18 protein-coding genes, 3 tRNA genes and 1 rRNA gene are annotated in these 15,470 nt (G+C 58.8%); 2 read left to right on the top strand and 20 right to left on the bottom strand.

What is annotated here, in order from left to right; all coding sequences use genetic code 11:
- From Q1K49_RS01510 to Q1K49_RS01420, 19 genes are all read right to left on the bottom strand, one after another.
- Positions 1-340 (bottom strand): GTP-binding protein (locus Q1K49_RS01510; protein WP_300521974.1); only part of this gene is annotated, 340 nt, incomplete at its 3' end.
- Between the two features lie 131 nt (positions 341-471).
- Positions 472-547: transfer RNA gene (locus Q1K49_RS01505), tRNA-Thr, on the bottom strand.
- A 17-nt stretch (positions 548-564) separates the two neighbouring features.
- A tRNA-Tyr gene (locus Q1K49_RS01500) sits at positions 565-650 on the bottom strand.
- Between the two features lie 31 nt (positions 651-681).
- Positions 682-757, bottom strand: a tRNA-Thr gene (locus Q1K49_RS01495).
- 87 nt (positions 758-844) lie between these two features.
- On the bottom strand, positions 845-1,081 hold the full coding sequence (locus Q1K49_RS01490) for a hypothetical protein (RefSeq protein ID WP_029165575.1): 237 nt from the start codon (positions 1,079-1,081) through the stop codon (positions 845-847).
- Positions 1,082-1,150: 69 nt separating this feature from the next.
- A complete protein-coding gene (locus Q1K49_RS01485) occupies positions 1,151-2,509 on the bottom strand; it encodes a TolC family protein (protein WP_213693541.1) in 1,359 nt (452 codons plus the stop codon).
- Positions 2,482-3,144: a TetR/AcrR family transcriptional regulator gene (locus Q1K49_RS01480; RefSeq protein WP_213693542.1), complete on the bottom strand. Its 663-nt coding sequence runs from the start codon at positions 3,142-3,144 to the stop codon at positions 2,482-2,484. Before Q1K49_RS01480 ends, Q1K49_RS01485 begins: the two co-directional genes overlap by 28 nt.
- 210 nt (positions 3,145-3,354) lie before the next feature.
- Positions 3,355-3,753 carry a 30S ribosomal protein S9 gene (rpsI, locus tag Q1K49_RS01475; RefSeq protein ID WP_029165580.1) on the bottom strand — a complete coding sequence of 133 codons (399 nt, stop codon included), beginning with the start codon at positions 3,751-3,753 and terminating at the stop codon, positions 3,355-3,357.
- A gap of 15 nt (positions 3,754-3,768) precedes the next feature.
- Positions 3,769-4,206 carry a 50S ribosomal protein L13 gene (gene rplM, locus Q1K49_RS01470; protein WP_029165581.1) on the bottom strand — a complete coding sequence of 146 codons (438 nt, stop codon included), beginning with the start codon at positions 4,204-4,206 and terminating at the stop codon, positions 3,769-3,771.
- 283 nt (positions 4,207-4,489) lie between these two features.
- Positions 4,490-5,530: a nicotinate phosphoribosyltransferase gene (locus Q1K49_RS01465; RefSeq protein WP_300521966.1), complete on the bottom strand. Its 1,041-nt coding sequence runs from the start codon at positions 5,528-5,530 to the stop codon at positions 4,490-4,492.
- Between the two features lie 24 nt (positions 5,531-5,554).
- Positions 5,555-5,785 (bottom strand): preprotein translocase subunit SecG, encoded by a 231-nt coding sequence (gene secG / locus Q1K49_RS01460; RefSeq protein ID WP_213693337.1) that lies wholly within the window; start codon positions 5,783-5,785, stop codon positions 5,555-5,557.
- 43 nt (positions 5,786-5,828) lie between these two features.
- Entirely contained in the window at positions 5,829-6,419 is a 591-nt protein-coding gene (locus Q1K49_RS01455; protein ID WP_213693338.1) for a non-canonical purine NTP pyrophosphatase, read from the bottom strand.
- On the bottom strand, positions 6,416-7,165 hold the full coding sequence (gene rph, locus Q1K49_RS01450) for a ribonuclease PH (RefSeq protein WP_029165585.1): 750 nt from the start codon (positions 7,163-7,165) through the stop codon (positions 6,416-6,418). Before rph ends, Q1K49_RS01455 begins: the two co-directional genes overlap by 4 nt.
- A gap of 51 nt (positions 7,166-7,216) precedes the next feature.
- A complete protein-coding gene (locus tag Q1K49_RS01445; protein WP_213693339.1) occupies positions 7,217-7,924 on the bottom strand; it encodes a GerMN domain-containing protein in 708 nt (235 codons plus the stop codon).
- An 88-nt stretch (positions 7,925-8,012) separates the two neighbouring features.
- A complete protein-coding gene (locus Q1K49_RS01440; RefSeq protein ID WP_300521960.1) occupies positions 8,013-9,674 on the bottom strand; it encodes an N-acetylmuramoyl-L-alanine amidase in 1,662 nt (553 codons plus the stop codon).
- 52 nt (positions 9,675-9,726) lie between these two features.
- Positions 9,727-11,094 (bottom strand): TldD/PmbA family protein, encoded by a 1,368-nt coding sequence (locus Q1K49_RS01435; protein WP_300521957.1) that lies wholly within the window; start codon positions 11,092-11,094, stop codon positions 9,727-9,729.
- The gene (gene ltaE, locus Q1K49_RS01430; RefSeq protein ID WP_300521954.1) at positions 11,091-12,122 is read right to left on the bottom strand and encodes a low-specificity L-threonine aldolase; all 1,032 of its coding nucleotides are present in this window, start codon (positions 12,120-12,122) and stop codon (positions 11,091-11,093) included. Before ltaE ends, Q1K49_RS01435 begins: the two co-directional genes overlap by 4 nt.
- Before the next feature lie 141 nt (positions 12,123-12,263).
- Positions 12,264-13,091, bottom strand: coding sequence for a PHP domain-containing protein (locus tag Q1K49_RS01425; RefSeq protein ID WP_300521951.1), 828 nt, complete (start codon positions 13,089-13,091; stop codon positions 12,264-12,266).
- 163 nt (positions 13,092-13,254) lie between these two features.
- Positions 13,255-13,776 (bottom strand): chemotaxis protein CheW, encoded by a 522-nt coding sequence (locus tag Q1K49_RS01420; RefSeq protein WP_213693344.1) that lies wholly within the window; start codon positions 13,774-13,776, stop codon positions 13,255-13,257.
- 262 nt (positions 13,777-14,038) lie between these two features.
- On the opposite strand from Q1K49_RS01420, the gene Q1K49_RS01415 reads away from it, so the two are divergent.
- Both Q1K49_RS01415 and deoC read left to right on the top strand, forming a co-directional pair.
- The gene (locus Q1K49_RS01415) at positions 14,039-14,410 is read left to right on the top strand and encodes a hypothetical protein (protein ID WP_213693345.1); all 372 of its coding nucleotides are present in this window, start codon (positions 14,039-14,041) and stop codon (positions 14,408-14,410) included.
- Positions 14,411-14,416: 6 nt separating this feature from the next.
- Positions 14,417-15,151 (top strand): deoxyribose-phosphate aldolase, encoded by a 735-nt coding sequence (deoC, locus tag Q1K49_RS01410; protein ID WP_213693346.1) that lies wholly within the window; start codon positions 14,417-14,419, stop codon positions 15,149-15,151.
- 182 nt (positions 15,152-15,333) lie between these two features.
- On the opposite strand, the gene rrf is transcribed toward deoC, so the two are convergent.
- Positions 15,334-15,449 (bottom strand): 5S ribosomal RNA (rrf, locus tag Q1K49_RS01405).
- Positions 15,450-15,470: the final 21 nt, after the last annotated feature.

Here is a 15,470-nt window from a genome sequence, read left to right as displayed (position 1 = left end):
GCATGGGGCCGTCCGCCGCGGACACGACGAGGATGGCTCCGTCCATCTGGGCGGCACCGGTGATCATGTTCTTGATGTAGTCCGCGTGCCCGGGGCAGTCGATGTGCGCGTAGTGCCGCGTGTCGGACTGGTATTCCACGTGGGCGATGTTGATGGTGATGCCCCGCTCACGCTCCTCCGGCGCCTTGTCGATCTGGTCGAAGGGGGTGAAGTCCGCGTATCCCTTTCTTCCCAGCGTCTTCGTGATCGCCGCCGTCAGCGTCGTCTTCCCGTGGTCGATGTGGCCGATGGTGCCGATGTTCAGATGCGGCTTCGACCGCGCAAATTTCTCCTTTGCCATCACAGAGACCTCCCCGACTGTATTGATGTCGCCCCACACAGGGCACAACGTCCGTCGATGATTGTATCACAAAGCATCCTTCATACCAAAAGAGATCCGAAACGCCTTCCGCTCCGGACCTCCAACGAAAATGGAGCCGACTTCCGGACTCGAACCGGAGACCCCATCCTTACCATGGATGTGCTCTACCTGCTGAGCTAAGTCGGCTCGTCTCGACAAATCACTGGTGGGAGGAGAAGGATTCGAACCTTCGAAGACGTCCGTCGGCAGATTTACAGTCTGCTGCCTTTGACCGCTCGGCCATCCTCCCACATCTGAACAGGTATCCTTTTACCTCTTGGTGGAGCCGGCACCCGGATTCGAACCGGGGACCTGCTGATTACAAGTCAGCTGCTCTACCTACTGAGCTACACCGGCGTGACGAGCATGTATTATAGCTTCCCTGACGGGAATGTCAACAAGAAAAATGCCTCCGTGTCTTTCCGGACGGAGGGCATCCCGCTGCTATATCCCTCGCGACAATTTCTCCAGTTCATGCTCTTCCAGTCCGAGGCGGTAGACCATGCGATCCAGCTCCGTACCCGAGGGGCGGTTTCGATACTCCTCCGCAAGCTCCATGACCATGAGACGAACGGCACGAAGACGGCGATGTGCCTCGCGAAGTCGCTCCAGGTCGCTTTCAGCAAAGGGGCGGGAGGGTTTCTCCCTGGGTTCTTCCTGCTGCCATCTCGGCTTTGTCATACACTCACGCTCCGAAAGGGATTCCTCTACAGAGGGAACGCGACGAGAGCAAGGGACAGGGGCTTCTCTCTATTTCGTTTTTCCCTCGAAAGCATCGAGCCCGACCGCGAAGAGAAGATCCGCATAGCCCGAGTAGGCGTCGTAGACGGCGTCCACGAGAGCCGTCCTGGCACTGTTCAGGGCGAGGCGGGAATCAAGGACGTCGATATTCGTCCCCACCTGGGCGGTATAGCGTTTCAATGCCATGCGGTAATCTTCTTCGGCGCTGAGGAGCTGATCCTGAGCCACCTGGATACGCACTTGCGCGGAGGCGAGATTGAGTTGTGCCGTGGACACCTCAAGGCTGACCTGTCGCTCCATATCGGTCATGTTATGGAGCAACTCACGACTCGAAGCCCGAGCCTGTTCCACTCTGGAGCCGACCTCTCCGGAATCATACAGGCGCCACTGTGCCACGAGCATCACTTTCCAGTCGTCATCCTCGGGAAAGAAGGAATCTCCCGTGCGTGTCACCTCTCCCTGAAGCGACACCTGCGGCCGCGCCTGCCCCGCTGCGGCGTCGGCATAGGCAAGGGCCGCGTTACGGAGATGCGCCATGGCGAGGAGATCCGCCCGGGAAGCAAGAGCCAGCTGCTCGAGATTCTCCGGAAGGGGGGATGCGACGTAATCGCTCTCGGGCTCCTCCAGTTCGTAGGGCGGGCGAAGCTGCGCCCCCGTGGCCCGTTCAAGGGCCTTCCACATGACGTCCACCGTGTTGAGGGCACTTATGCGATCCAGTTGGGCGCTGGACACCGCCACCTGGACACGAAGCACTTCGTTTTTCGCCACCACGCCATTGTTATAAAGCGCCTCCACCTGACGAAGATGCTCCTGCGCCAGAAGAAGCGCCTCTTCCGCAACCTTCAGCTTGGACACGGCGCGCTGCAAATTGAAGAAGTTTTTCCGGACACTGTTCTCGACGGACTGAAAGGTGCGAACCTCCTCGGCCCTGGCGGAATCGACTTCGAATTCCGCAGCTTTCCTGTTCGCCCGGAGAGATCCTCCCGTATAGAGAAGCTGCGTCAACCGCAGACCCGCCGCATAGGTTTTCTCGTATCCCAGGGGAACGATACCGATGGGGACACCCGTTCCGGGATCAAGTGCCTTCGTCGTAGGGATGTCCTTCACCTGAGAGTATGAAAGCACCGCATCCACTTTCGGGCCGAACCCCGCCTCCACTTCCCGCAACTTCGCCTCGACCCGAAGCACTTTCTCCCGGGCAGCGGAGAGAAGTGGGTGCTGCTCCTTCGCAATCGTCATGGCCTTCTCCAGAGTCAGAACCGGCGCATCGGCAGCGAAGGCGACCGTCCTCCCCCAAACGAAGAGATAGGCGCAACACAGCGACACCATGAAAACTCGTTTCACGTTCTCGCACCCTTTACCAGGCACTCTCGTTCGCCTCCTCCAAGATACTGCGGCAACACCCCGGACAGAATAGCGGACCATATGCGTTTAGCCCTGTCCGTGTCCTTCCGGAGAGCCAACTGGAGCACCACGCCGTCAAAAACAGCATCCACGATAAAACCCAATTCCCGAAGTTCGCTTCGTTTGCCGCGAACCTCCTCTGGGAAACAGCGTTCCATGTGATCACAAAGACGTTCTACCACACTGTCCGGAAGCTCCCTCAAATGTGTTTCCAGCTCCTCGTTTCCACGGAGTCCCTCGCCGAGGAGATTGATCCAGAACCGGAGGGTATCCGCGTTGGTCATGTACTCTTCGATGACAGCTTCTCCCTGGCAAATGAGGAAGTTCAGAAGCCCCTTCCGTCCGTGTTCTTTTGTGGGTGTGAAGAAGGCTTCGACTTTTCGCACTTCCCGGTCGGCTACTTCCATATAAAGGGCAAGCTTGCTCGGGAAATGCCAATAAAGCGCGCCCTTGCTCAAGCCTGTCGCTTTTACGAGAGCCTCCATGCTCGCTCCACCAAAACCCTTTCTTGCGAAAAGTTTTCTGGCTTCCACGAGAATCAACTCTTTCGTGTCACTGCCGGTTCCCCCAACGGACCTTCCGCGTACGTCTCCATCCATTCCCGCACACCTCCGTATCTCGGAGGATTCTCCGTGGTTCAGCCTACCAAAGACCGTTCGGTCTGTCAAAGCGGAACGAGATGGCGCAGGAGAACGCGTTCAGCGGCTCCCCGCCTAAGGAGAAGAAAACGGCGCGACGAAGCGTCGCGCCGTTGAGCGAAGTACACGGATATCCACCCGCACACGGTGTTTCCATGAAAGAAAAGACGATTACCGCTTGGAGTACTGATGCAGTCCCCGGGCACCCTTCTGACCGTACTTCTTGCGTTCCACCATGCGAGGATCACGAGTGAGCAATCCTGCCCGCTTGAGCGCCGGACGCAGATCCGGGTTGAGCTTGAGGAGTGCTCTGGCGATCCCTAGACGCACAGCGCCGGACTGTCCCGTCAAACCGCCCCCGTGAGCGCGAACGAAAACATCGATTTTCCCTTCGACATTCGCGATCTTCAATGCCTCCAAGGCATGAATCCGCCATTGGCTCCTCGGGAAATAGTCGTCCATCGTCCGTTCGTTCACAAGAATCTTGCCCTCTCCAGCACGGATCCGAACCCTTGCCACAGCGGTCTTTCTTCTTCCGGTACCCCAGTGGTACGTCATCGGAACATTCATCCCCTTCTCCCCCCTTTACGCGTCCATTGTCTCGGGCTTCTGCGCCGCGTGGGGATGAGCCGTCCCACGGTAAACCTTGAGTTTCCGAAACATGCTGCGGCCGAGCACGCTCTTGGGAAGCATGCCTTTGACGACCCGTTCGAAGAGGCGTTCCGGCTGCTTCTTGAGCATTTCTCCCATGGGAACGGATTTGAGACCGCCGCTGTAGCCGGTGTACCGATGCACCATGCTCCGCTGCGCCTTCCTCCCCGTAAGCAGAACTTTGTCTGCGTTGATCACGACGACGAAGTCACCACAATCCACATGGGATGTATAGGTCGGCTTGTGCTTGCCCATGAGAACTCTCGCCACCTTGACAGCAAGACGGCCAAGAGGTAGTTCCGCTGCGTCCACCACATACCACTTGCGCTGGACCTCCTCGCGCTTGGCCATGAAGGAACGGCTGCCGATCATCGAACCTCACTCCTTCTCAAAATCAGAACATCGCTTACGCGAACATATGTACCGTCACAAAAGCAACGGTTATTCTAGAAGAGTTCCTTCGACACTGTCAAGAAGGAGATTCGGAGTACCGTGGGGGGGGACTCCTGTCACACAACCCGCATGTCGGGAACGGCTTCTTCCGCAGGAACACTCGAAGACTCGTGGAACTCTATGATAAAAACACGGGTTCCCACCAAGGGGGAATCCGGGTCTTCTCTTCTCCGCCATTTTGCCAGCTCCGCTCAATGAACCACTAAAGAACCCTGTGAAGTCGTGGGTTCTCCTGGCGTCCGGGCACCCGGCCCCGTTTGGCGATGGGACGACCGTCCACTTCTTTCAGATCCATGGTCATGTCCCGGGGAGTGGCATGGGTGATGTAGCTTCCAACCCCGAAAACATCGGCGCCGCAAGCCGAGAGAAGACGAATTCTCTCGGGCGTGAGTCCTCCGGAAACGATGATCTTCACATGGGGGAAACCCGCTCCGTCGAGACGTCGCCTGATCTCATCCACGAGACCCGGGGTGACACCACCCCGCTCGCCTGGCGTGTCGAGACGGATCCCGGAGAGGCGATCACCAAGGGCAGTGGCGATGCGAAGCGTCTCCTCCGCCTCGTCCTTGAACGTGTCCACCAGCACGATCCGGGGCTCACCCCCGGGAAGACTTTTGTCGTAGACCTCGGCGATGCGCAGCGTATCCCCCGCCACAAGAATGGCCGCATGGGGAATGGTTCCCTTCGGAACGACGCCGGCAAGCTTTGCCCCGAGAATGCAACTGGCACCGTTACATCCTCCGGCCACGACAGCGGCACGCTCCATGACGGAGGAAACCGCCGGATGCACGTGCCTGGCGCCGAAACAGAGAACGCTCTTGCCTTCGGCGGCCTCAACGCAGCGCCGGGCAGCCGTCGCCCATCCGGTGGAACTGCACAGCATGCCGAGAATGACCGTCTCGTACATGCCGAAGGCACCGTACGAACCGGAAATCCGACAGACCGTCTCTTTCGGGCAAAAAGTCGCCCCTTCTTCAAGTGCCTCGACAACGACACCCTTGTCCCGAAGAAGGCGAACGACCTCGCCGATCCCCGCGAAAACTCCCTCTTCCCGGGCAAAAATCTCCGCCGTGACAGGGGTTTCAAGGAGGCCGCAGGCGCCAAGCACATCCCTGGTCTTTACGAAATAGACATCCGTCGTGTGCCCCGCGAAGATTTCCTCGTGGGTGGCACTGTACAGTCTTTCCGGCGCAACCTGGAGGCGCACTACATCTTCCAGGGAATCAAGACGGTCCGAGAACACGGAGGAACTCCTTTACTCTCGCCTTCAACCGGCGAGAAAGACGAGAACCAGAGAGGTCGCCATGAAAATGGCGCAAAGAACGACACTCAGCTTTGTGAGCGTCGTAAAACGCTGCCACTGCCCGCCGGAAGCATCGGCCTGAGTTCCCCCTCCGAAAATGCCCGAAAAACCTCCCGTTTTCCGCTGCTGCAGCAACACGGCTCCCATGAGAGCCACACAGACCACGATATGAAAAATGCTCAGGAGAACCTTCACTTTCCCCTACCCCCTAGAAAAAATCACGATTGGACGCAAGAAGTCATTCTAGCACAGTCCGAGTAAAAAGCATATCCTTCATGCGGAATACCGCCCGGGCTCTGTGGGAAATTCGAGCTTTCACGTCGTCTCCCAAGATGCCGAAACTCTTTTCGTACCCGTCGGGGATGAAGACCGGATCATAGCCGAATCCGTCTTTTCCTTCAGGAGCGTGGGCGATATGCCCCGTGCACACGCCGCGGGAGAGGAAAAAGCGCCCTTCCTTCGGAAAGTAGCAGGTCAGCGCCGCGACGAACCGGGCCCGTCGCACCTCCTGTCCGTCGAGGCGCCGCAGAAGCCACGCGATACGTTCCTCGTCGGAAGGGGCGATCCGCGCCGAGAGAAGCCCAGGTTCCCAGGCAAGAGCCTCCACCTCCAAGCCGCTGTCATCCCCCAGGGCGGGCAAGCAAAGCTCTTCCGCCCACGCCCGGGCTTTCAGCAGAGCGTTGGCACTGTAACTGTCCCCTGTCTCCTCCACGGCAAGAGCGGAGAAGTCTCCGCCGAACAGGAGTTCCACGGGAAAATCCTGAAAAAGGAACCGCATCTCCTCGAATTTCTGTCTGTTCCGGCTCGCAAAAACAATGCGCCTGGTCATGAACGAAAAGGCACCCGTTCTTCCGTCGTCAAGGCGAGAGCGTTCTGCTGCAGTGCAATGAGCGACAGGATGCTCCGCTCCGTCGCGACAAGGAGTTCCTGAAGGTCGTTCTTCGAGAAAGGACCTGTCTCACCGGTTCCCTGGATCTCCACAAATTCTCCGGCCTCCGTCATCACTACATTGCAGTCCAGATCGGCGCGACTGTCTTCAGCGTAACACAGATCCATCAACAGGGCACCGTCCACCTTTCCGGCACTCACGGCTGCGATAAAATGGCGCAGCGGAAGAGCGGCAAGCATCCCTCGATCCCGAAGAGTTCGAAGTGCATCCACAAGTGCGACGAATCCCCCCGTTATCGCCGCCGTTCGTGTTCCGCCATCGGCCTGCAGGACATCGCAATCCACGACGACAGTCCTTTCGCCCATTGCGGAAAGATTCACTCCGGCGCGCAGAGAGCGTCCGATGAGACGCTGAATCTCGCTGCTCCGCCCTCCAACGCCGCCACGGACGGCATCACGAACAGTACGCGTCGCAGTCGCCCTGGGAAGCATGGCGTATTCGGCGGTAACCCAGCCGCTTCCGCTTCCTCGGAGAAAGGGGGGAACCTTTTCCTCCACCGAAGCCGTACAGAGAACACGCGTCTCGCCGAAGGAAATCAGCGCGGAACCCTCGGCATAGCGGTTGACGTTCCTCTCGATCGTCACGACCCGCAGGTCGAAAGGGCCTCTCCCGTCATCCCGGAACATGGAGACTCCCGGCTTGTTCGTGTCGCACACGCCCGCACCCCTCCCTCTCCGTCACGACGACGGAGCGAGAGTCCACGGAACGGTGAGATCCACGGGCTGTCGATCCGTCGCTTCCTTGCCGTTCACAAGAATACGCACCTGGGACAGGGGCGGAAAACCCTCCGTAACGGTTCGGACAAGACCGGTCATGACGAGAGCCCCCTGTTGGGAGGGCAACGCCTTCACGGCTGTGAGAAATGCATCGCTCACGTCGAGATACAACATGTCTCCGGCGCGGAAAACATGCAGAACACGCAGCGTGTCCCCCGCTCCGTTCTGCCCGCGAAGCGGTTCGAGCGCCACGTCGAGAACCTGTCGCAGGTCTTCCTCCAGAACACCGGGAACCAGGGGCACTTCCTTCTGTGCAAGCCCTTCCGCCCCCATCACGTACGCTTTATAGACCGTTCTGCGCACGGCCACGTCTTTGCTCGTCACATCCTGCTCCATGAGTGCCTTCACTTCCGCGGGAGTCTGCACGACGTCACGTTGTGCCAGGAGGCCTTTCTTGTCGATCCATTTCAGCCCCCCGCTGGCCACGAGATATCCCACACCGAAGCAGATGACCGCAAGAGATGTCCATGCGAGAAAACGAAGCGGCCAAGGGGCTTTCCGCGGCGCCTCCTCGCGATGGTCTGTTCCTCCCGAAGCCCGGCGGGGCGGGGGTGGGAGCAGGATTCCCTCTTCGTCCTCCTCTTGCCATTTCTCTTCCCTGTCGTTCATGACGCTCCCTCCGATTCCATCAAGGCCCTTCGTCGCCTTTTCCAAAAGGTCTCCCGTCGATTCCGCCGCATCACTCTCGCAGTAAGCATCACTTGGGAGGGATGTAGGCGACGATTCCCGACACGAGCGAATCCGCGATTTTCTCCTGATAGGCGTCCGTGGCGAGACGTTTCGCTTCGCTGCGCTCGGTGAGAAATCCCATCTCCACCAAAACCGAGGGCATTCCCGCACCCCGAAGAACGAAAAACGGAGCCTGTGCCACGCGGCGCATGGGAAGCCCCCATTTTTCTCCGTGGCGGAAAAGCACCTCGGCGAAGGACATACTCTCGGAGATTTTCGCGTTCTGCTGCATGTCTCCGAGGATATGAAGCAACATCTGCGTCTTTTTGTCCACCGCTTCCTTGCTCTGCATGCCCTCGCCACCCAGCTCGCGGTTCTCGAAAAGCGCCAGCTTCATTGCGTCTTCGTCTGTGGGAAGAGCCATGATGTAGATTTCCATTCCCGTGGCATGGCGCCCGGGAGGAAGAGCGTTCACGTGAAGGCTCACAAAGAGATCCGCATCGGCGTTGTTTGCGATGTCCGTCCGCTCCTGGAGTTTGAGATACACGTCCGTTTCCCGGGTGAAACGCACGTCGTATCCTTTATCCCGCAGTTTTCGACCCAATTTGAGAGCCACTTTGAGATTGATGTCCTTCTCCCGCAGCGCATTGGCCACCGCACCGGGGTCCTTCCCTCCGTGACCGGCGTCAATGACGACAAGAGGTCTGGATCTGGTCGTACGCCGGGGTGGCTCCGGCGATGCGGGATCGGCAAGGGGAAGAGGCGATCGTACCTGGGACTCCGTCTCCGATGGCACCGGCGGAACCGGCGTGGCAAGCGCAGGCGGTCGTGTCGCACCGGCACCCCCCATGCCGAAATCCAGGACAAAGCGAGGCGGGTTCGAGAGGGAAAAGGACTTCACCTCGGCAAACGTCCCCGCTCCGGAAGGTCGTGAAAAAACACAGAGAAGATCCTTGCCGCTCCGGGAGAGCGCAAGGGAAAGCTCCTCTCCGTAGGGGGACGTCCCGCCCTGGATCTTCCCGGCGACGATTCCTGGAAAACGGACTTCCACCGTATCCCCCTTGCGGGAAACCAGGGGAGCGATGTCCGAAGCGAGATCGAAGACAACCCGAACGCTGTCTCCCTCCCGCCACCAGCGGATGCGCTCCACGTCGCCGCCTGGAGGGGAAGAGACCCCCGCCGCTGGCGAGTCCGAAGGCGAAGGCGCCTTCATACCCAATTCCTTCCTCCATTCCTCCAAAACCCGGGAAGGCGCTCCTTCCGACGAAGCCTCAGGCTGTACAACCGGAGACGGGGCGAGGGACTTTTCCTCTTCCACCGTTCCCGTTCCGGCCCAACGAAGCCCCGTCGCTCCTCCGGAAAGACCGAGGAATCTGTTCAAAAGGACCAGCGTTCCCTGGGCCTCTCCCCACCACGTTCCGTCCCGAACAAGTGGAGGATGACGTAACGGCTGTATCTGCCCGTTCAATCTCGCCACGGCCGCATCGGAGACAAATTCCAGAATCTTCCCGTCTTTGGAGAGGAAGAGACTGTCCCCTTTTATCGACACAGAGCACTCTATCAATTTTGCCACGCTCTCCAGTGAGACGAAATCACCGTACTTCTCAGCACACACAGGCACAACACCCAGAAGGACGTTCCCCTTCCAGAGCTTTCGTCCCTCCTGCGCCGAGGCGATATCCGACGACATGCCTCCGGAAATCACGCCGAGACAGCAACACAGCACCCAGAAAAAAATGCCTTTACGAACCTGCGACCGAAACATCCCGCACCACCAGAGAACACGCTCCCGTACTCCCGAAAAACTTGAGATCCTCCCCTACGGCAACGATTCGCTCAAGGAATTCCAAGAGATTGCCCGCCATGGTCACACCCGCGAAAGGTTCGGCGAGAGAACCTTCCCGAATCACCACACCTTTTGCCCCCAGGGAGAATTCGCCGCTCACCGTATCCACCGTATGCAGCCCGAGCAGTTCCGTCACGTAGAGACCCTGCCGCGCATCCCGAAGGAGCGACTCCAGGGACGCCGCACCGGGGAGGAGAAAGAGATTTGTCGCTCCCACATCGGGCACGGAGGAGATGCCCCTTGTTCCGTTGCCGGTACTCCGGGCGCCGTCTATTCGGGCGCTTCGCAGGTCGTAGAGAAAGGCGGCGACACGTCCCCGGTCCAAAAGAAGCGTGCGCCCCGTGGGCATCCCCTCCCCGTCGAAGGGGGCCGTCCCCAGCTGCCGCGGAAGACGTCCGTCGTCCACGATGGAAAGGCAGGGAGGCGCCATCACCGATCCCATCTTCCCCTTGAGGAGGGATCTTCCCTTCTGTACATTCGAGGCGAGGAAAAGCTCCCCCAATTCGTCCAGGAGAGCGGCCGTCACCTCCCGGGAAAGCACCAGCGTGTATTTCCCCGTCGGCACCGGACGTCCGCCGAGGGTCCTCGCGGTATGTTCCACCGCGAGAGCCGCCACCGTTTCACTCCGGAGATCCTCTAGAAAACGGAGTTCTTCTCCGGAACCGCCCATCTCCATATCCTCTCCGTCCTGCATGACCAGAGTCACACCGCATCCCACGCCGGTGCCCCGATGCCACAAATGGGAGCCGTTGGTGTTCGCGTAGAAGGATTCTCCCCAGCCGTCGTGCCAGAAAGCACTGCGAACCGAAACGATCCTGGGGTCTTTTTCCGCCACCATGGCATGAAGTCGATGTGCCTCCCGAAGCCGATCCTCTCTTTTCAGCGCGTAGACCGCTGCATCCTCCACGTCCAGATTCGGCGCGTCGCATTGGTCGGGAAGATCACTCAGACCCACATGAGGATCCGCAACGGAGGTACGGGCATTGTGGACACTCCATTCCGCAAGGGATTCCATCATCCTCCGGTCAAGACCGTTCACGAAGGCGACGCCCTGGCGTCCGTCGGAGAGGAGCGACCGCAATCCTATGCCGCAGGACAGCCCCGAAGAGTCTTCCTCGATTTCCCCGTCACGGAGAGAAAGGCTGCTTCCCACACCGGCGACATAGAACACATCCGCTCCCCCCACATCGGGATAACGCTTGGCCTCGCCAAGAAGCCATCCGGCTATCGACTCCACGTCCTGACGACGAGCGATCTCTCTCACGAAGGACGAGCCTCCTCGAGAATAACTGCCGCTGCCTTTCGCACATCCGCCTCGTCGACGTCGAAATGTGTGACGAGCCGGAAACGTCGGGGCGAGGTGGGATTGAAAACGACTCCCCGCTTCCCGCACCGCTCGGCGATTTCCTTAGCCCCGGGAAGGGAAGGCGAAAGCGACACGTACACCATGTTCGTGGGCTTGGCACAGGATTCCACGTCCATTCCCCCCTCGCGGAGCAATGTCGCGAGGAGAGCGGCGTTCCCATGATCCTCGGCAAGCCGAGAAACCATGCGCTCCAAGGCCACGATCCCGGCGGAGGCGATCACACCCGCTTGGCGGAGACCGCCGCCCAGGAGTTTTCTCCAGTGCCTTGCCTGGCGAATAAATTCCTTCGAACCGCAAACCACGGAACCGACGGGAGCACCCAACCCCTTGGAAAGGCAGAGTTGCACCGAATCCACGGCGGCGGTGAATTCCTTGACGTCCACCTTCCAGGCCACTGCGGCGTTGAAGACCCGGGCGCCATCGAGGTGGACAGCCAGACCGGCATCGATGGCGCAGCGTACGAGTTCGCCATAGGCAACCGGATCCACCGCATTTCCTCCCTCGCGGTTGTGGGTGTTCTCCAGACAGAGGAGTCGGGCCGGTGCGAAATGGACATTTTCGTCCCGACATAGCGCCCGAACGCATTCCGTCGAGGGAAGGCCTCCCGTATCGTCCACGACAAGGGGCATGACACCTCCCAGAACGGCAAGGCCCCCTCCCTCGTAATTGTAAATATGGCATTCCTTGCCCACGATGGCGCCGTCACCCCGGGCACAGTGGGAAAGGAGAGCCACCAGATTTCCCTGGGTACCGGACGTGACGAAAAGCGCCGCTTCATGCCCCGTGAGACCGGCGGCGAGCTCCTCAAGGCGTCGAACGGTGGGATCCTCTCCGTAGACATCGTCTCCGACTTCGGCGGCACTCATGGCCTTGCGCATTTCCTCGGTAGGGCGGGTAATCGTGTCACTCCGCAAATCTATCATCATACGTCGCTTCCTCCTCTCGAAGAGCCCGGAAACGGGGGCTCTTCTCGCCTTTCGTCCCAACCCGCTCCGATGCCCCCGCACGTCCCCGTGTTTGCGAAAAACACGACAAGGCGAAGCACAGCACAGGAACGGGCGATTTTCTTACATCACGATGCCGAGTCTCGCCCAGGGAAGCAGCGCATCCTCGACCGTCACGCCCAGGGAAACTCCGGGACGGTTCGCGCCGTGAAAATCGGACCCGGCAGTGACGAACAATCCGTATTTCGCGGCCAGGCGCATAAAATCATACATCTCCCGGGCTGTATGGTGCGGAGAAACGCATTCAAGACCCCAAAGCCCCAGGTCCGTCAGATCCCTCAACAGGCGTTCGAACTGCTCCTCCGGCAATTCGGTCTGCCCGGGATGAGCCAGCACCGCCACACCGTTACATTGTCGAATCATGGCAATACTGGCCTCGGGCGAAAACTTCTCCCGAGGAACATAAGCCAGCGCCCCTCTTCCCAAAAAACGGCCGAAGCTGGAGCGCATGTCCTGCGCATACCCTTTCCGTATCAAGACTCGGGCGATGTGGGGACGCGCCACGACTTCCCCACCCGCCTCGCGCTCAGCCTCTTCCAGGGAGACGTCCATGCCCAATTTCTGCAGTACCTCGCAGATACGACGATTCCTCACGTCCCTCTGCACACGCAGATCTTGCAGTGCCTCCTCCAGGAAAGAACAGGAGGGATCGAACCGGTATCCGAGGATATGCAGCGTAAACGGCGCCTCCGCGGAAAGTTCCACCCCGGTGATACCCCGGACATTGTACTTTTTGCAGGCCCGGAGAAACGATGAAAGTCCTTGGGTCGTGTCGTGGTCCGTCAAGGAAAGCACCGCCACGCCGTGCTGCTTCGCCCTGCGAACGAGTTCTTCCGGCGTCAGCGTCCCGTCCGACGCCGTACTGTGCGTGTGCAGATCAATCTTCACCATCCCGCAGGGACACCTCCACCTTTCACCCCGTACGGTTCAAGAGATTCCCGGACAAGAGACATGGAAAAACCCCTTCCCGGCATGCAGCAGCCCTTCGGAAGGGGAGCAAACTTCTCGTCGGCGTCAACACCTGCATCTCGCCGTTTGCCCGGGAACGGAAAAACTACTTGGCCTTTCCATCCTCCTCGGAAATCTCCGAAACCTCGAAAAGTGCTCCGAGGTCGAGAAGCACGATAAGTCTGCCATCTCCGGCCTTTGCGACACCGAGAAGATATTTTTTATCCACGCTCGATTCCACCGAATCGGCGGATTCCACCTGCGCATCCGTGATATTGCTCACTTCACGAACGGCATCCACAAGGAATCCGAAAAGAATATCCTCAAGCTCCACCACGACAATACGGGATTCACTGTTGATGCCTTGGGGTTCTCCTCCCATTTTCTGGGAGATATCCATCACGGGAATAACCGTCCCCCGGAGGTTGATGACACCGCGGACGAAATGAGGTGCTTTCGGAACTCGTGTGATGGTTGGGGGCACTCGGACGATTTCCCGCACCTTGTTCACGTCAAGGCCGTAGTTTTCCTTGAACAGTTCAAAAACGAGGATGATCCGCTCGCGGCCGGAGGATTCCCCCTGTTCCTTGCCTCTTTTCTTCACATCCATGTCCACCACTGCAGCCATGCCGTTCCCCTCCCTTATGGGCCGACTTTCTTCTTGCAGAAAGATCCGACGCCCGCTGCCCTTCAAATCCTATTGTACTATAGGTCGCGTGAAACGTCCTCGAAAAAACACTCCTCGGTCGAAATGACTGTCAGGCTTCCCCGTCCTCCTAGGCCATCCTCCTGATTTTCCCCCTACCCCTCTCATTATCATTCTATTTTAATAGACAAAACGTGCTTTTTCCTGTATTTTTGAATTCCACTAATAAGGAAGGTGAGATCAAATGGAGGAACAGAGAGGCAGCGGAACCGAGCAGTTTCTCGATTCCTGCAGCAAAGTTACAGCACGCCTCGTCGAGTCGGTCTTTCAGACAGCTCAACTCGCCGGGGGCAGCACTCCTGAAATTCGGGAACTTTTTCAGCAGTGGCTCGATTTTCTCTCCTCCGATATCCTGCACAACCTGGAAAAAAATTCGGAGATCGACGTGAACAAAGAGGCACAGCGTATCGGCATTACGTCCTCCTCGCTCTTGACCCTGCTCGTTTCTCTGCACCGGCAGGGAAAAATTCGCATTTCTTCGGTCAAAGCCCTTCGGGACGATGCCGCAAACAGAGAACTCTGCCATTGTCTCATCGAAAAGGCCAAGGAGGAATAGCACACCATGACGGATATCGAGCTGCTTGAACAAAAGGCCCGACAGAACGCAGCAAAAGCCGAGGCGGGGATGTTCCCGTCCCCGGAAGCCTCTTCCGTTCCCGGATCCATTGCCTACCCGCTTCTTACTCCCGGAGCAACGCCGGAGGACATCTCCCGACACTGCGACGAGGCGATCCAGAACGGCTTCGCCTCCATCACGGTACCGTTGAACTCCATTTCTCTCGCTGTGGAACTTTTGAGCAATTCCCCGATAACCGTGGGAACCATGGTGGGGTTCCCCTTCGGGTCAGTTCCGCTGCACATCAAGGAACGGGAAATCTTCTCCGCCATCGCTTCCGGAGTGCAGGAAATCAATGTCGTTGTCGACATCGCACCGCTGCGCCAGGGGAAAAAACAACTCTTGTTCGAGGAAATGAAGACTCTTCGTGAGATCACAGAAAAGCAACAGCTCACCTTCGTTCTCGAGGTTCCTTTCCTGAACGCCCTCGAAACGATCACCGCGGTTCGTCTTGCGTCCATGGTACACGCTGATTTCGTCAGCACATCCTCGGGTTTTTTCGGCACCGCTTCCATCACCCACGCATCCATCCTCGCCTCGGCATCACCGGAAGGCCTTCGCGTGAAGACCGTCGGAGAAATCCGAACGCTGAGACACGCACAGGCACTCCTCTCCTTGGGAATAGCTCGTATCGAAACACCCAAAGCACCGGACCTGTTCCACACCATTGCGGCTCGCTGAACGCTCCGGTATTTTCATACGGGAACGAAGCGTCTGGAGGTGGAGCATTTCCTGAAGGAGCTGGAGACGTCCCTGGCGTCTCTTGACTCCTGAGTGGGCCGTCAGGGCGGAACTCCGCCGGGAAAAGGGACGAAAAAAGAGGTCCCGGAGATTTCTCTCCGGGACCTCTTTCGATATTAGGTTTCTGGCAGTGACCTACTCTCCCACGGGTACCCCCCGCAGTACCATCGGCGCTGGAAGGCTTAACTTCCGGGTTCGGCATGGAGCCGGGTGTGTCCCCTCCGCCATGACCACCAGAAACCAATCCTTGCACCCGAAA

The sequence above is a fragment of the Aminiphilus sp. genome, from assembly GCF_029975095.1.
In the GTDB taxonomy this organism is placed as follows: domain Bacteria; phylum Synergistota; class Synergistia; order Synergistales; family Aminiphilaceae; genus Aminiphilus.
The sequence above is the reverse complement of the archived record's forward strand: the minus strand, read 5'-3'. Positions and strand labels throughout refer to the sequence as shown.

What these genes read in the sequence shown, in the direction of transcription:
- Q1K49_RS01490 (WP_029165575.1), bottom strand. Translation starts at nt 1,081, where the DNA reads ATGACAAAGCCGAGATGGCAGCAGGAAGAACCCAGGGAGAAACCCTCC.
- Q1K49_RS01480 (WP_213693542.1), bottom strand. Translation starts at nt 3,144, where the DNA reads ATGGATGGAGACGTACGCGGAAGGTCCGTTGGGGGAACCGGCAGTGAC.
- rpsI (WP_029165580.1), bottom strand. Translation starts at nt 3,753, where the DNA reads ATGAATGTTCCGATGACGTACCACTGGGGTACCGGAAGAAGAAAGACC.
- rplM (WP_029165581.1), bottom strand. Translation starts at nt 4,206, where the DNA reads ATGATCGGCAGCCGTTCCTTCATGGCCAAGCGCGAGGAGGTCCAGCGC.
- Q1K49_RS01455 (WP_213693338.1), bottom strand. Translation starts at nt 6,419, where the DNA reads ATGACCAGGCGCATTGTTTTTGCGAGCCGGAACAGACAGAAATTCGAG.
- rph (WP_029165585.1), bottom strand. Translation starts at nt 7,165, where the DNA reads ATGTTCCGGGATGACGGGAGAGGCCCTTTCGACCTGCGGGTCGTGACG.
- Q1K49_RS01445 (WP_213693339.1), bottom strand. Translation starts at nt 7,924, where the DNA reads ATGAACGACAGGGAAGAGAAATGGCAAGAGGAGGACGAAGAGGGAATC.
- Q1K49_RS01440 (WP_300521960.1), bottom strand. Translation starts at nt 9,674, where the DNA reads ATGTCGTCGGATATCGCCTCGGCGCAGGAGGGACGAAAGCTCTGGAAG.
- ltaE (WP_300521954.1), bottom strand. Translation starts at nt 12,122, where the DNA reads ATGATGATAGATTTGCGGAGTGACACGATTACCCGCCCTACCGAGGAA.
- Q1K49_RS01425 (WP_300521951.1), bottom strand. Translation starts at nt 13,091, where the DNA reads ATGGTGAAGATTGATCTGCACACGCACAGTACGGCGTCGGACGGGACG.
- Q1K49_RS01420 (WP_213693344.1), bottom strand. Translation starts at nt 13,776, where the DNA reads ATGGCTGCAGTGGTGGACATGGATGTGAAGAAAAGAGGCAAGGAACAG.
- Q1K49_RS01415 (WP_213693345.1), top strand. Translation starts at nt 14,039, where the DNA reads ATGGAGGAACAGAGAGGCAGCGGAACCGAGCAGTTTCTCGATTCCTGC.
- deoC (WP_213693346.1), top strand. Translation starts at nt 14,417, where the DNA reads ATGACGGATATCGAGCTGCTTGAACAAAAGGCCCGACAGAACGCAGCA.